The sequence below is a fragment of the Paenibacillus sp. UMB4589-SE434 genome, from assembly GCF_030226685.1.
In the GTDB taxonomy this organism is placed as follows: Bacteria; Bacillota; Bacilli; order Paenibacillales; family Paenibacillaceae; genus Paenibacillus_B.
In genome coordinates this window covers 110,070-124,600 of the sequence record NZ_JASOYK010000008.1, presented here as the reverse complement: position 1 = coordinate 124,600, position 14,531 = coordinate 110,070, and the positions used below count along the sequence as shown (strand labels likewise).

General features: G+C 43.9%; 14 protein-coding genes. 9 read left to right on the top strand and 5 right to left on the bottom strand.

Translation table 11 applies throughout. The annotated features are described in order from the left end of the window. Positions 1-75: 75 nt before the first annotated feature. From QP775_RS21930 to QP775_RS21920, 3 genes are all read left to right on the top strand, one after another. On the top strand, positions 76-1,059 hold the full coding sequence (locus QP775_RS21930) for a CAP domain-containing protein (protein ID WP_285108975.1): 984 nt from the start codon (positions 76-78) through the stop codon (positions 1,057-1,059). Positions 1,060-1,475: 416 nt separating this feature from the next. Further along, positions 1,476-2,195: a YebC/PmpR family DNA-binding transcriptional regulator gene (locus QP775_RS21925; RefSeq protein WP_239329649.1), complete on the top strand. Its 720-nt coding sequence runs from the start codon at positions 1,476-1,478 to the stop codon at positions 2,193-2,195. A gap of 285 nt (positions 2,196-2,480) precedes the next feature. Next, the gene (locus QP775_RS21920) at positions 2,481-3,302 is read left to right on the top strand and encodes a protein-glutamine gamma-glutamyltransferase (protein ID WP_285108974.1); all 822 of its coding nucleotides are present in this window, start codon (positions 2,481-2,483) and stop codon (positions 3,300-3,302) included. Positions 3,303-3,375: 73 nt separating this feature from the next. On the opposite strand, the gene udk is transcribed toward QP775_RS21920, so the two are convergent. Further along, the gene (gene udk / locus QP775_RS21915; RefSeq protein ID WP_239329645.1) at positions 3,376-4,002 is read right to left on the bottom strand and encodes a uridine kinase; all 627 of its coding nucleotides are present in this window, start codon (positions 4,000-4,002) and stop codon (positions 3,376-3,378) included. A 244-nt stretch (positions 4,003-4,246) separates the two neighbouring features. Continuing rightward, entirely contained in the window at positions 4,247-4,840 is a 594-nt protein-coding gene (locus QP775_RS21910; protein ID WP_285108973.1) for a TetR/AcrR family transcriptional regulator, read from the bottom strand. 353 nt (positions 4,841-5,193) lie between these two features. Here QP775_RS21910 and QP775_RS21905 point away from each other — a divergent pair, with 353 nt between their 5' ends. The 5 genes from QP775_RS21905 to QP775_RS21885 all read left to right on the top strand — a co-directional run bounded on the left by QP775_RS21905 (position 5,194) and on the right by QP775_RS21885 (position 11,173). Beyond that, positions 5,194-6,402: an MFS transporter gene (locus QP775_RS21905; RefSeq protein ID WP_285108972.1), complete on the top strand. Its 1,209-nt coding sequence runs from the start codon at positions 5,194-5,196 to the stop codon at positions 6,400-6,402. Positions 6,403-6,783: 381 nt separating this feature from the next. Further along, the gene (locus tag QP775_RS21900) at positions 6,784-8,148 is read left to right on the top strand and encodes an MFS transporter (protein ID WP_285108971.1); all 1,365 of its coding nucleotides are present in this window, start codon (positions 6,784-6,786) and stop codon (positions 8,146-8,148) included. A 32-nt stretch (positions 8,149-8,180) separates the two neighbouring features. Further along, positions 8,181-9,422 carry a macrolide family glycosyltransferase gene (locus QP775_RS21895; RefSeq protein WP_239329637.1) on the top strand — a complete coding sequence of 414 codons (1,242 nt, stop codon included), beginning with the start codon at positions 8,181-8,183 and terminating at the stop codon, positions 9,420-9,422. A gap of 115 nt (positions 9,423-9,537) precedes the next feature. Further along, complete coding sequence (locus QP775_RS21890) at positions 9,538-9,963, top strand: MarR family winged helix-turn-helix transcriptional regulator (protein WP_239329634.1); 426 nt, start codon at positions 9,538-9,540, stop codon at positions 9,961-9,963. 352 nt (positions 9,964-10,315) lie between these two features. Beyond that, on the top strand, positions 10,316-11,173 hold the full coding sequence (locus QP775_RS21885) for an alpha/beta hydrolase (RefSeq protein ID WP_285108970.1): 858 nt from the start codon (positions 10,316-10,318) through the stop codon (positions 11,171-11,173). Between the two features lie 180 nt (positions 11,174-11,353). Here QP775_RS21885 and QP775_RS21880 read toward each other — a convergent pair whose 3' ends face one another. The 3 genes from QP775_RS21880 to QP775_RS21870 all read right to left on the bottom strand — a co-directional run bounded on the left by QP775_RS21880 (position 11,354) and on the right by QP775_RS21870 (position 13,781). After that, positions 11,354-12,418, bottom strand: coding sequence for a hypothetical protein (locus tag QP775_RS21880; protein WP_285108969.1), 1,065 nt, complete (start codon positions 12,416-12,418; stop codon positions 11,354-11,356). A gap of 991 nt (positions 12,419-13,409) precedes the next feature. Next, positions 13,410-13,568 carry a hypothetical protein gene (locus QP775_RS21875; RefSeq protein ID WP_239329628.1) on the bottom strand — a complete coding sequence of 53 codons (159 nt, stop codon included), beginning with the start codon at positions 13,566-13,568 and terminating at the stop codon, positions 13,410-13,412. A gap of 36 nt (positions 13,569-13,604) precedes the next feature. Further along, a complete protein-coding gene (locus QP775_RS21870; protein ID WP_285108968.1) occupies positions 13,605-13,781 on the bottom strand; it encodes a hypothetical protein in 177 nt (58 codons plus the stop codon). A 254-nt stretch (positions 13,782-14,035) separates the two neighbouring features. Between QP775_RS21870 and QP775_RS21865 the strand changes: the two genes are divergently transcribed. After that, positions 14,036-14,518: a hypothetical protein gene (locus tag QP775_RS21865; protein WP_239329624.1), complete on the top strand. Its 483-nt coding sequence runs from the start codon at positions 14,036-14,038 to the stop codon at positions 14,516-14,518. Positions 14,519-14,531 lie beyond the last annotated feature (13 nt).

Genomic DNA, 14,531 nt, shown 5'->3' with positions numbered 1-14,531 from the left:
CGCTTTTTTTGTTGAAAAAGCGCCCCTATTGTTCATCGTCCAAGCGTAAATCGTTAAGAATGGGGATGATAGTTGATGCGAAAACAGTTGATAGTATTAGTCGCAGGTCTTGCACTTGTAACAGGTAGTGTGATCCAGGCAATACCTGCCTCGGCAGCGCCAATCAAGTCGAACGCTGCAGTACGCATGTTGTCTAATGAGCAGGCTGCCGCAATCAAGTTCCAAGGTGTATCCATTGGATTAAACGAGGATCAGCTTATCAAGCTCGTGGGAGAGCCGAGTCGGAAAGATAGCAGCGAATATGGTTTTGAATGGTACATTTACAACAAAGATTATGAGCGCTATTTGCAGGTTGGAGTGCGTAACCATAAGGTAGTTGCATTGTATACCAATGCAAAAGAGTGGAAGGCTGGCGGAGTTGGCTTTGGATCTACCAAAAATGAGATCACTGCTGTATTTGGACCTGCCTTGAACCAAATCAAGAAAGGGAACACAATCTATCAATATAAAGATAATGGTGGCAAGTATAGCCTTCATAAAGTTGGAAGCCTTTACGCTACGGTGTTCTACGATACGAAGCTGCAATCCAAAGCTTCTTCCATTCAATTGATCCAACAAGAGACTGAGTTGGCGTTCCAAGGTTATTACGGAACTCCGAGCGAGAGTCTGCGCAGTAGCTTTGAGCAAGAGGTGTTTGACCTGACCAATACGATGCGTGTTCGTCACGGCAAGAAGCCCTTACAATGGAATGATCAGATTGCAACTACAGCCCGTAAGCATAGTGCGGATATGGGCAAGAGAAACTTCTTTAACCACAGCAATCCAGATGGTGAAACTCCATTTGACCGGATGAAAGAGGACGGGGTTGCATACAAGCAAGCTGGGGAGAATATCGCAGCAGGTCAAACAAGTGCTATTTTTGCGCATGAAAATTGGATGAACTCCGAAGGTCACCGCAACAATATTTTAGGTGATTTTACTAGATTAGGAGTTGGCGTATCCTTTGGCGGTTCCTATAAAGTGTATTACACGCAAAATTTCTATACACCAAGTCTTTAATCGGCATATATCATATAGAATCTTCAGCGGTTAAGCAGGAATGAAATCCGGCTTAGCCGCTTTTTATGCAGGTTGAGGTAGAGGGAAGTGGTTTAAAGTAGAAATTCAGAAAAGTTAATTGCTGAAGAGGAAGAGGAGTTCTTAGTACGAGGCCAGGATACGTAATGACATGGATAGAAAAAGACAAAAAAGCAATTTACACTTTAGAATAACACGGCAGCGCCCCTGTTTATTGTGAAATCTGCTCCCATTATCGTTGGATAATAAATACGGTTCTTGGATTATTGGATTCGCCCATACTTGTCATTGGCCTATTTCCACCTTCACAAATCACAATCTAATTTGCTCAGGTTCCTTATACGAGATATAATAATTACGATTGTACACATTCAATGTGGAAAGAGAGCGAGAACAGTATGGGACGTAAATGGAATAATATCAAAGAGAAGAAAGCATCGAAGGACACGAATACAAGTCGTATATATGCTAGGTTCGGAAGAGAAATTTACGTGGTGGCGAAGCAAGGCGAACCGAATCCCGAGTCTAATCAGGCTCTAAAGTTTGTTGTTGAGCGTGCCAAGACATACAACGTACCAAAAGCGATCATTGACCGTGCGATTGAGAAGGCAAAGGGCGGTTCAGATGAGAATTATGACGAACTCCGTTATGAAGGCTTCGGACCTAACGGTTCGATGGTCATTGTAGATGCATTAACGAATAATGTGAACCGTACAGCTTCGGAGGTACGATCTGCATTTAACAAAAACGGCGGCAGCCTCGGTGTTACGGGCTCTGTTAACTATATGTTTGATCAGACGGCTGTTATCGGTCTGGAAGGCAAGACGGCAGATGAGGCGCTTGAGATCCTGATGGAAGCGGAATTAGACGTACGAGACATCCTCGAGGAAGAGGAGACAGTAATTATCTACGCTGAACCAGACCAGTTCCATGCTGTCCAAGGAGCCTTTAAGCAAGCAGGTGTGACCGAGTTTACGATTGCAGAACTAACGATGCTGCCACAGAACTATGTGACACTCCCAGAAGATGTACAAGCCCAATTTGAGAAAATGATTGATGCGTTGGAAGATCTGGATGATGTGCAGCAGGTGTACCATAATGTCGAGGGTGACGAGTAAGTATTAATGGAGATGAGGAGTTCGCTCTAGCTGTTTCTTGTCGGTATGGGTCCGATATCATTTAGCTCCATCTCATCTCTGTTTTTATCGATAAGGTTGTGAAAATGTTCGCTTGATGTATCTCAAAAGGCAGTCGCTATTTTAAGCGATTGTCTTTTTTATATAGTAGGACTGGCTAGCTTCACGTTGCATCTTAAACATCTCTCATGCGCTCAGTGGCACCAACTTCGAACAAGGTACATACATGTATACAGTAGCCTATTGACCAGAAGGTTGGGATAAGTAATGATTCAGATCTCGGAGTTACATTCGAAACCGATAAGTACGCTAAAGCTATCTGAATTCGAACAAGGAATACTGGCACAGAAGGAACGAAGTCCAGAGACCTATTATTATAATTCGCTCGAAGCTTTGGACTTTGAATTAAAGATGCGTACGAGTATAGTAGAAGCTGCCACAGCTTTAAACTTTAGTGGTGTTGATTTTGCAGTATTTGAACGTTCGCGATGCAACGAGCAGTTTTGGGTGCGAGCAGAGAACGGCGGGTTTCAACTTAGACCGGATGTATTGCCCTCAGACGCAATCAATGATATTTTTCAGCAGGGCAAGCTTTATGCATTTGAATGTTCAGCGGCGATCGTAATTATTCTCTATAAGGCCACTCTTGATATGATTAAGAAGGAGGCCTTTAATGCCTACTTTCAGGATCTGTTCATTTGGGATTGGAATTATGATAGCGACTTAAAGCTTGTGGCTAAACGTACTAATCGAGAAGTATATCCAGGAGATATTCTCTATTTCAAGAATCCTGATCATGACCCACAATTTCCGGAATGGCAGGGAGAGAACGTCATTTTATTGGCTAATGATCTCTATTACGGGCATGGTATCGGAATTAGATCAAAACAGGCGATCATTGACGCCTTAAACAAAGCCAGGGCACCGGGAAGCAGCACATCGGCGTTTTTGACAGAGGATGTCATTCATCCGGACTTTGAGTATTTACGAGGGTTAGCGATCAAAGATCATTTTCCAATGTGGGGTAACCGCGAGGGGGGAACGGTGGTGGTTGCTAAAATAGGGAATAAAGTTTATGTTGCAAAATGAAGGTGCTCATACGGCTTCACTGCATTCATAAAAAGGCAAGCGCGATAAAATGCGGTTGCCTTTTTATATTGTTCTATGTGGATTTCCAGTCGCAAGTCAAATATTTCTCCGTCATCGAGGTTAGCATTTGAATACCAACCTCGTTCTGGCCACCTTCCGGGATAATGATATCTGCATATTTCTTAGAAGGCTCAATAAAGGCTTCATGCATAGGCTTGACTGAATTTAAATATTGATTATGAATCGATTGAATCGTCCGACCACGTTCCTCAATATCTCGCAGGACACGGCGAAGTATACGCACGTCAGGATCGGTATCTACGAACACCTTGATGTCGAGGCACTGACGCAGCTGCTCGTCCGATAGGACATGCAGCCCTTCCAGAATGACAATGTTGTAGGGCTTCAGCTCTATAACTTCGCTAGAACGCGCATGCAAGGTAAAGTCATATACGGGTGCTAAAGCAGTCTGGCCTTCTTTAAGTATTTGAAGGTGTTCCATCAGCAACGTGTTATCAAACACGAGTGGATGGTCGTAATTAAGCGACTCACGCTCGGCAAAGCTGAGATTTGGATATTCCTTATAGTAGTTATCTTGAGAGATAAACGTTACTTTGTCTGTCCCCAGACGGTCAATGACGGCTTTGGCGACCGTTGATTTCCCCGATCCGGTGCCGCCGGCGATACCGATAATTAGCATGGTAATGAAATAAACCTCCCTAAGATGACAGATGCAATTATGTATTTTAGCACAGCTTTCACAATTTTTCATCTTAATCAAGCAGTGATTTGCCCAATCACGAGTGATTTGTGGTTATAAATGAAGAGATATTGATTGAGTAAGGCTATCGTACAGACCAGATTATTAAGCTATCCCCTAAAGAGGTGGAAGATATACGCCATACGATGATTGTTAAATTAGAATCGATGACAGATCAAATGAATTACTTATCCAGCAGCAGCCCGCTTAATACAATGGAAAGGCTGTGTAAACTTGTTGCCAAGCCTGCCTCTGCATCCTTGCAGCTTGCAATCCAGAAAGCGGTATCCACCAGTCCTCCGTTCAGGAGCCTTGCTAATGACTCGCTGTCCGTCCTTACAATAACCTTCTCGTCCATCAACTGTTGAAGCATATGGGCCATGGAAGCTAGGCAGTGTGATTGGGATGATTGAGAATATGCGTTACCCAGCACCGAGGGTGCATCCCTAAGCACGATTCGTTGAATTTCTGGTTCGAGCGCCATGGCAAGGTAAGCGCGGCAGCGACCGACAAAGCCCTCCCAATGCCCAACTGCTGCATTTGAAATTTGTTCCAATCTCACATCCATTTCAACATCCAATTCTTTGACTACAGCTTGCAGCAGACCTTTTTTGTCGCCAAAGTGATGATAAAGCGCACCGCGTGTCAGCCCCACGGAAGCAGTAAGGTCATCCATAGATGTGTCTGCATAACCGATCGTGCCAAATGCTTGTCTGCCCGCACTCAATAATTTGGTGCGTGTTTCTTCAATCATTTCTGCTCTTGCTTTTCGAGCCATTCAGATTCCTGCTTCCATACGTATTTGTTGTATAGTGTTATCTTCTCTGCTATATCCGCTGATCGTGCACAAGGAGGTAACGAGAAAAGGTTATCAGGTATGTTGATTAGTCGCATTATAATACCTCACAGAAAAGTATGAACGCAAATGTTGATCAAGAAATAGTAATTGACATACGAATCGTATGTATATATAGTATTTCACATACGGCGTGTATGTCAATGTGGATGATCTCGACGCCAGGCGCAGAAATTCTCTTAGTTCTAGTACTGTTCTGCGCGCAGTGAGTTAGTATGAAGTAACCAAGGCAGGGACAGTTGTGTGCTGGTTTAACTTTTGAATGGAGGTATCGTATGTTTAAATTATACCGTGAGATATTTAATGCTCCTGGTGCAAAGGGATTCTCTGCAGCAGGCTTTATTGCCAGAATGCCAATCTCGATGATGGGGATTGGCATCGTTACGATGCTGTCGCAGGTACGCGGTGAATACGGGCTTGCTGGTGCTGTTGCAGCTACGTTTGCGTTGTCGTCAGCTTTGATCGCTCCTCATATCTCACGTATGGTAGACCGATTGGGGCAATCCCGAGTGCTGCTCCCATCCGCGGGAATTAGCGTGGTATCGATTATTTCCTTGCTCTTATGTACAAGATACGAAGCACCCGTCTGGACGCTGTTCCTATTTGCATTGCTAGCAGGGTGTATGCCTAGTATGTCGGCCATGGTTCGTGCACGTTGGACGGAGTTGTATCGTGGTTCTCCTATGCTGCATACTGCTTTTTCTTTTGAGTCAGTTGTAGATGAGCTTTGTTTTATTATAGGTCCTGTCATTTCTGTTGGACTAAGTATTATGTTCTTTCCTGAAGCGGGTCCGCTATTGTCGTGTATTTTCTTATTGATAGGGGTAGTCTTATTTACGCTGCAAAGGAGTACAGAGCCTACTGTTCGTCCCCTTAGCTTGAAGAGTGCAGGTACTGTAATTAAGATTGGTTCATTACGGCTGTTGGCATTCACGCTTGTTGCTGTGGGTACCATATTTGGCACAATAGACGTCGTTAGTGTAGCCTTTGCAGAAAGTCAGGGGAACACAGTGGCGGCTAGTTATGTGCTGTCCATCTATGCGATCGGCTCCTGTTTGGCAGGCTTGGTGTTCGGTACGCTTAAATTAAGGACACCGCTATACCTTCAATTTCTAATAACGGTTGCGGTGGCGATGGTAACGATGATCCCGCTGATCTTCGTAGACAGCATAGTCAAGCTTGCATTCGTTGTATTTTTCGCCGGTATGTCTGTGGCTCCTACTATGATTGTTACGATGGGACTAGTGGAGAAAATCGTCCCCGAGTCGCAATTAACGGAAGGTATGACTTGGGCCATTACAGGACTCGGTGTCGGGGTTGCTCTAGGATCAGCAGCGGGGGGATGGGTTGTCGATGGTTTTGGCGAACGAATGGGGTTTAGCGTTGCAATAGCAGCAGGCGTGATTGCTTTAGCAATTGTAGGAATAGGATACAAATCCCTTCAGTCAGCCTATTACCACGCGATCAGCAGTTCCAATAAATAACGTTCTACCCATTTTTAATTGAGACGAGCTTTCTCTAATCATCTTACGCTCGATTTCATAACAGGTTGACGAACTGTTTTGTTAAGGCAAGCAATAGACGATGATGTTCTTTTTAAGGAAGAGGTATTATCCAATTTCAGGAGATTAATGGTGTTGACACTGTTAATGGTCATGGATATAATAGTCATAGCAACTAATAGGAGTTAACGGGCAGCGTAACCAATTTATTGAGAATAAGTTTGGGGAGTTGCCTTTATTACGCTCGATAGTTGTTATGACTAGTATTGTTATAACAAATAATAATTTTTTAGGAGGTGGTTAGAGACAAACTCAACAATAAGCATTTTCAGCCCGCCTTACAGGTCACTAACGATTGGCATCATGTTGATTTTGACGACTGTAGCGTTTGAAGGATTGGCTATTACAACCATTGCACCTGCATTGGCGCAGAGCTTGCAAGGTATTCATTTGTATGGCTGGATATTTAGCGCGTTTCTGCTGTCACAAATCATTGGCACGATGGTTATAGGCCAACAGCTCGACAAGCATGGTGTATTACGTTCTATTTTATTATCATTCACGATTTTTATTATTGGTATTGTGATCGCTGCAACTGCCTTCCATATGTACATGATGATTGCAGGCAGAGCTTTGCAAGGATTTGGGGCAGGTGCCCTCAGTACATGTGTGTACTACAGCGTAACACTGCGATATCCTGATGCCCTTCGCACAAAGATATTAGCTGCGTTTTCAATGGCCTTTGTTATCCCCGCATTAATCGGACCCTATGTAGCAGGACTTATTGCTGCTTATGTATCATGGAGATGGGTGTTCTGGATTGTGCTGCCGCTAATTGCTCTCGCTCTAAGCTTGACGCTCCCTTCATTTCGTAATTTATCTGGTAATGGATCAACAACTCCTCGAGGGAGTAAAAAAGAAATATATGCGATCTTACTCGCCCTTGGCACAGGTTTGCTGTTAACTGGCTTAGGCGGGATTATCAATTGGTGGGGCATTGTACTCACGGTGGCTGGTGTATTTATGATGATTCAGCCATTGCGGATGCTGCTTCCGGAAGGCACGTTTAAGGTGAAGCAGGGCTTGCCAGCAACGATGGTTACGAGAGCATTTTATGTGGCTTGTTACTTTGCGACGGAAAGTTACGTTGTTTTGGCCCTTACACAAGTGAAGGGATTATCAGAGGAAGTGGCGGGTCTCATTGTTGCTGCGGGAGCTTTAAGTTGGTCAACAGCTGCATGGGTACAATCCAAACTTGACGAAAGAGACCTTGGTCGCGGTCGGAGAAGCAGGGTGACGTATGGCATCGGTATTATGATCGTTGGGGTCATATTTGTGATCATGGCGGTCGGATTACCAAGCGGAGGGATTGTTCTCGCCTTGACGTCGCAGATCATTATTGGATTTGGCGTCGGGTTGGCTAACCCTACTACTGGGGCAATTGCTTTGCAGTACGCTCAGGCAGGGAAGGAAGGCGAAGTGTCTGCGACACTGCAATTTGTCGACTCTTTTAGTATTGGACTAAGCATAGGTTTAAGCGGTGCACTTATTGCTTTAAGTGAGACGTTCCAATGGGGTATCTTGGCGGGCGTCTTAATAGCTTTGTCGCTCCAGCTATGCTTTGTGCTATTAAGCTTGCTGGCATCGTTCCGTATTACGACACGAAGTGCCGAGGGTAAGCAATCCTATGAAGAGGCTCGGAGTTCGAGTACATCCAATTCTATGTAAGGAAAAGACGACATTTATCGGAGGTGGAGAAGATGGCACGTGTGTTAGTTGTAATGATGCCTGCGGAGGGACATGTTAACCCATCTTTAGGTTTGGTTAAGCAATTGGTGGATAGCGGTGAGGAAGTCATTTACGCTTGTACTGAAGAATTCCGTACTCGTGTAGAACAGACGGGTGCCAAATTCATAACGTTCCATTTTGACAGACAGGCCTTTTCAGACGACCCGGATTTAAAGCCAATTGAGTTTAAGCATCCCAACCAATTTATCTACATGATACTTAGAGGACTTGTTGAACGAATGGTTCCACATGTGCTGGACGCCGTTGAGCAGGGCGAATATGACTATATGATATACGATTCTTTAATGGGATGGGGAGGGCAGGTTGTTTCTGAAAGACTAGGTATACCAGCAGCATGCTCGATAGCTTCCTTCGCTTTTGCTGAGCCCTTAGGATTAAGTAAAGGATCTTATGAAGACACCGAGGAAATGAAGCAGCTTTATAGTGTAATCGAGGAGCTGTCTCAGCAGTTAGCTACCAAGTTTCAGGTGGCCACTCCACCAGTGGATGAAATCGTCAAGCATTTTGGGCAAATTAAGATTGTGTATACGAGCAGGTATTTCCAACCGCAGGTGGATAAGCTGGATGACAGCTTTGTATTCACAGGTCCCTCCATCGTCCCTCGTGCAGATGCTCCAACATTTTCATTCGAAACTTCCCACGAACAGTACAAGCATACCGTTTACATTTCGATGGGCACCATATTAAATAGAGACCTTAACTTTTACAAGTTATGTTTCTCGGCCTTTCAAGAGTTGCCGATTCAATTTATTTTATCTTCAGGCAAAGATACGGATTTGACATCGGTGGCTGATCTTATCCCAGACAATTTTATTGTAAGACCATACATTCCACAGTTAGAGGTGCTGCAGCAGGTAGATGCTTTTATAACCCATGCTGGCATGAACAGCACAAGTGAGGCTTTGTATTTTAATGTGCCTTTAGTAACTATTCCACTAACTTCTGACCAGCCAATGGTGGCTAGGCGAGTACAGGAACTTGGGGCCGGTGTGGTTGTGGATAAGCGGGAGCTTACACCGGAGAGCTTGAAAGCCGCATTGTTAGAGGTTCTGCACGATCCATCTTACAGGCAGCAGGCTCACGTGATAGGTGAGACATTACGTCAAGCTGGCGGGTATAAGCAGGCTGCGATCGAAGTCATGAATCGTATGGGCGGATCACGACTTCGCACGGTCTCTTCCACTCAAGAATAGCTGTAGTACCACTGCCATAAGCAATTTGGGCCATCTCCCTTCATTGACACGATACAGGTTGATACCTATAATGGTCGTAGCAACTATTATTAGTTTATGAATTCGGGGGCTCACATTGGAATTAGAAAAGTATATCGGTGTTATTGTCCATCGGGCAGATTTAAAGCTTAACAATTATTATCAGAAGGTAGTTAATCCCTTTGACATTACCGTTGATCAATGGGAAATACTAGTTGTGTTATGGGAAAATGAAGGGATTACCCAGAAGGAACTTGCGGAACGATTGTGCAAAGATCAGACTAATATTGCACGTATGCTGTTTAAACTAGAGAAAAAGAGTTTTATTTATCGGGTCACGCATGAGACGGATCGTAGATCTTTACGCGTGTATTTGACCGATAAAGGAAGAGACGTCAAAGAAGAGATTCTTGCTCCTTCTATAGAAGCATATCAGAAAACGATTGAAGGACTGTCGGAAGAAGAGGTGGAGACTTTTAGACGAATCCTTTCCGTCATGTATAACAATGTCAAAGATTTATAAGCTGAACAAGAATGTAGACGAGAATGACGGGTGACCATGCCGCTCATAAGGTTATTTCGCTCGTTACTATCATGTGCTCCCCTTGTGGCAGGCCATGTAAAGTCATCGCTTGTGGATGGACTTTCAGGTATTGCCCAAGGGGATTATTTGTTGTGATAGAAATTGTGGATACAATGAAATGTCGGGTCCATAACAGGAGAACTCGTATAGAAAGAGAGGATGTGCTAAAGGAAACTGATCACGGAAATTTGTCCATGCGTAGAACAGAATAACGTCCATGGTGACCGCACTGCACATTATCATATAATCATTTAATAGTGAGAACTATTTTCAATGGGGAGGAAATGAAGATATGCCTTACGAGACAAGCATAGAAGGCGCACAGGCTGTTGAAGGCAATAAGCGAGTCCCTGTGCAGATTCCAGGCTCTGAGCAGTGGTTTGTTCGCTCGCGAGCGGAGAATCGTAAGTATCATATTCAAGTGGCAGTGCCCGCCGAGGGGCCTCCTGCTGCCGGTTATCCTGTCATTTATATGCTTGACGGCAATTCTGTATTTTGCACGATGGTGGAGACGGCAAGATTACAAGGCCGTAATCCGGATAAGAGCGGCGTGATCCCTGCAATTGTAGTCGGCATCGGATATGAAACGGAAGGACCTTTCTCTCCAGAACGCTACTGTGATTATACGATTGCCGGTACGAGTCCTTACAACCTTAAAGCGGATGGAACGAAGCCGTATAAAGAGGGAGGGGCCGCAGCCTTTCTGCAGTTTATTGCAGAGGAGCTTATGCCCGATATTCAAGAGCGATACCAAGTAGATGCCTCGAGACAATCGATATTTGGGCATTCTCTAGGTGGATTGTTTGTTCTTTATGCGATGTTTGCGAAGCCAGGATTGTTCGAAAATTATTTGTCGGTCAGTCCGTCCGTTCACTGGAATGAGGCAGAGTTTCTCGCGCATGAGCAGCAATTTACGGCTGATCTGGCACAAAGCGAACATCACATTAGGTTATTGATTGGAGCAGGTGAGAATGAGAAAGGGCATTTTACGGGTCATATTGAAAAGGTAAATGCTTTTGCCCAACGTTTATCTGGTCTGTCGTATCCACACTTTCAAGTGGAGTTCAAAGAGTTTGAGGGAGAGGGGCATATTTCGGTGCTGCCTGTATTTATTAATCGCTCCTTACGGTTTGCCCTTAGACCTGAATAAAAAAGGGATAGTTAGTTGTGGTTAGAAGGACGTCTACAATGGACGTCCTCTAACTATTCTTCGGCTGCATCAAGGATGTTGCAGATTGCAACATCCACTCCATCGGTATGCTCGAACCAGCCAACCCATGAGAAACTTTAAATGATAGCGCTTATCATTTGTCATATGGGAAACAAGTTGTTAATGATGAGGAGTGCTCGCTGGACTTGTATTAGCTGCATGTGGAATGGAGTGATTTGTAATTACCGAATGATTTTGTACGACAAATCCATTGGCAGGCTGCCCCATCCAGACGTATACGAGCATCATGCCGAACAACATCACGCAGAAGTTTACGGCAACGAAGGTGTAACGCAGCTTTGATGCTTGCTTAAACTCGAACAGAATCTTCCTATCCTCTCGTCCAACGATCAAGAAAATAATCAACAATGTATGGACGACAGTGTGTCCAACGATCTCCGTGAAGCCAAACACGGTGGTTGTGGCCAGAAAGACTCCCGTTAACAGCAATGCTGTAAATCGATTCATAAGTCCGACGATAAACGCCCACGCAAGACCCATCTCGATAAAAGCACTAATTAGCACGAAGTCTTCCACGGTAAAACCGAGCGTTGGCAAACCATACTCATGCATTAAAGAACAAGCAAGCTTAGCTAGTGTCATCTTCTCCATAGCCAGCCAAGCGAGAGAGAGTCCTGTACAAATATAGAGTACAGGAATTGCCGTTCGATACCATCTGGTTTCAGCTACAAACAAATAATACATAATGCCGAGATAGAACATATAATCCAGTGCATGGAACAGACCATAAGTAGTAAGCGCTTTAATATATAGGGTAGTCAGTGCTGCTCCACTAACGAAGAGGCTCTTCCGATGCAGGAGTCCAAGGATCGCCACTACAAGTACCGCATATACCCACCAATCGTTGGATACGAGCGTAGGAGCAAGATAAGTCCCGGTAAATAGTTGCAAGATAAGTCCAAGTCCCAGACCGACACGAAGGACAAGTTGTTGAAAGCGCTTTAAACTATTGAGTGAAGAATGTACCTTGCGAACGATACCAATACGATCAATAGACTCATTAAAGATTGCAGTCAGGAGAAGCACTGCTACAGTAAAGCAAAGCCAGAACAAAAATGTAGGGGTTATCACTTTGTTGATTGCTTGAGGCGTCCACTCTTGGTCAGTAGTAAACCATTTGACATGCATGTACAGCTTTTGCCACATTGGCAATCCTTGATACATTATCCTTACCTCCTTTGCATGCGCGATAAGTCGATATGCCCTCAATACCTCTGTTCAGGTTGCAAGAAATGGCTGCGTTTGCGTAATCTTGGGAGATGCAGGACTGTTCTCAACATGGTGGATGTGCAAAAATTTCAGGTAGGCAGTTCTGATGAGGATACACATTAGACTTGAGAGTAAATGAGATGTTCCTTAACTTAGGTAAGTAGTCCGCAGAAAGAAGCAAGTTCTTGTATGTACGGAGAAGTTGGTGGTCATTCGAAAATTTACGCAGGTTGTTCGTTCATAATCTTTAGCAATTTTTTAGTTTTCATTTATATTACCACAATTTTGCCAACATGCCAGTGAAAAATGTGTCGAATAATGTCGAATGTTAAATATTTTTAACTATTTTTAAAAAACAGGTAAAAAAGACTACTCGCCGTTCTTATCGGTGCAGTGATGCATAAAAACGAAAAATGGACGGAATACCGATCGTTTAAAGAGGCACAGTTTCATGATTTTATATGTATGAGATAGGAAGCCCATTCGAAGAAGCTGGCGTAGAAGATGGAAGATGAGGCAAAGGGAGCGGACAGCAGGTACCTTCTTGTGGGCGTTAACAATCGGCGCATGCTTTATGGGGGAATAAGCTTCTACCGTTGAAATCTTTACCGGGTCTATAGCCTAATACCTAGATGAGTTATGGTTATCGATCACCAAGCTGCTGATTGGATTGATATTAGTAGTACTTATTACACTGCTGCTGTCCTATTTACCTTGATGTTAAGGGGGTTAGTTCCATAGTGTTCTGCCATGCAATAACTGGAGGCTTTACCTCTGTTTTCGGCAGTGCCGATCACCTTATTGTTATGCCTAATTGGCAATATCGTTTAGTGACTTTGAGCTCGCAGTGTAGGAAGAGGCAAATAAGCACATTAGTAAGCTAAAAATATCGATGAAGACATCCGGATGAAGGATGTCTTCTTTTCAATTTAATACCTTACGACATTTACTTTTTAGGTCTAATATCGGTTCTTACTACACCTACATCTGATGCATTTATCGCAAATGCATTTCCACCTTGACCTGTGCTTGCGCTAGCCGACTGTTTGACATTTACACGGTTAGAACCTTCCCTGGTACGCGTTTTTCTTTGGACTTTGGACATCTTTCTTCACTCCTTACTACAATATTAACCTTGCAATTACCGCTTCTTTCTCCTTTTCTGAATAGCTTTAAAAATTTTTAAATTAATGGCATTACTAGCCAATGCATTCCCGTGAACGGCTTTTGCAGTTGCTGACTGGTATATTTTAATGACAAGGTACTTGTTTTTGCCAACACGGTATTTAAATGTTTTTACTTTTGATTGCTGGAGCATCACGTATTGTCTCCTTTTGTACTGACTGTACAGTTATGATATTCATAAAAAAGGGACAGGGGGCGGCGAATGCTCGAGGGTTTTAGCTGAAATTCAAGGACAGCAATGTATATATGTGGGGCGAGTCCTTGTGGAAGAGCGATGCCTCATCAATCAGGTTACTGACAGCCAAGAAGCAGTTCTACAGAATGTAGGTGAGCTTTGAGGCTATGGTATAATACACGGTATTAATCTAGTTACATGGAGGAACGTACATGCTCAGCTTTGAACAAAAATCGGCGATAGCGGATTCATTCCCTGAATTGCAGCGGAAGTCAGTATCACTTGGACGTATGAATTATCATTATGAGCAAAGTGTTTACGATAAGAAGACAGTGGTGTACCATCTGCATCCAAATGGCAATGGATTTGTTTATGCCGGCCATATCAAAGGCTATGCTACAGACGACAAAGGCATGGTAAATATTCGTGACTTAAGCGCAGATGAATTGAGGACGCTGATCACAAATTCGATCCGCTCGCTGGCTGGCACGCCATCAACACCAGCAGAACCGGTTGTACAAACTACAGAAGAACGGTGGCTGGATGCTGATAAGCATATGCTTACCCTATGTTTTGAAGATGAAGACCAGATGTGGTATGTCTATGCAGGTTTAAATCTAGACACGGTATTTGAAACATATGAGGAAGCGGTTGACTATTTGCAGGAGGAAGGCTTTACACGAGTGAACAGTTAAGTTGTTTCAGATC

Coding starts and splice junctions, on each gene's coding strand:
- QP775_RS21930 (WP_285108975.1), top strand. CDS start 76: ATGCGAAAACAGTTGATAGTATTAGTCGCAGGTCTTGCACTTGTAACA.
- QP775_RS21925 (WP_239329649.1), top strand. CDS start 1,476: ATGGGACGTAAATGGAATAATATCAAAGAGAAGAAAGCATCGAAGGAC.
- QP775_RS21920 (WP_285108974.1), top strand. CDS start 2,481: ATGATTCAGATCTCGGAGTTACATTCGAAACCGATAAGTACGCTAAAG.
- udk (WP_239329645.1), bottom strand. CDS start 4,002: ATGCTAATTATCGGTATCGCCGGCGGCACCGGATCGGGGAAATCAACG.
- QP775_RS21910 (WP_285108973.1), bottom strand. CDS start 4,840: ATGGCTCGAAAAGCAAGAGCAGAAATGATTGAAGAAACACGCACCAAA.
- QP775_RS21905 (WP_285108972.1), top strand. CDS start 5,194: ATGTTTAAATTATACCGTGAGATATTTAATGCTCCTGGTGCAAAGGGA.
- QP775_RS21900 (WP_285108971.1), top strand. CDS start 6,784: ATGTTGATTTTGACGACTGTAGCGTTTGAAGGATTGGCTATTACAACC.
- QP775_RS21895 (WP_239329637.1), top strand. CDS start 8,181: ATGGCACGTGTGTTAGTTGTAATGATGCCTGCGGAGGGACATGTTAAC.
- QP775_RS21885 (WP_285108970.1), top strand. CDS start 10,316: ATGCCTTACGAGACAAGCATAGAAGGCGCACAGGCTGTTGAAGGCAAT.
- QP775_RS21880 (WP_285108969.1), bottom strand. CDS start 12,418: ATGTATCAAGGATTGCCAATGTGGCAAAAGCTGTACATGCATGTCAAA.
- QP775_RS21875 (WP_239329628.1), bottom strand. CDS start 13,568: ATGTCCAAAGTCCAAAGAAAAACGCGTACCAGGGAAGGTTCTAACCGT.
- QP775_RS21870 (WP_285108968.1), bottom strand. CDS start 13,781: ATGCTCCAGCAATCAAAAGTAAAAACATTTAAATACCGTGTTGGCAAA.
- QP775_RS21865 (WP_239329624.1), top strand. CDS start 14,036: ATGCTCAGCTTTGAACAAAAATCGGCGATAGCGGATTCATTCCCTGAA.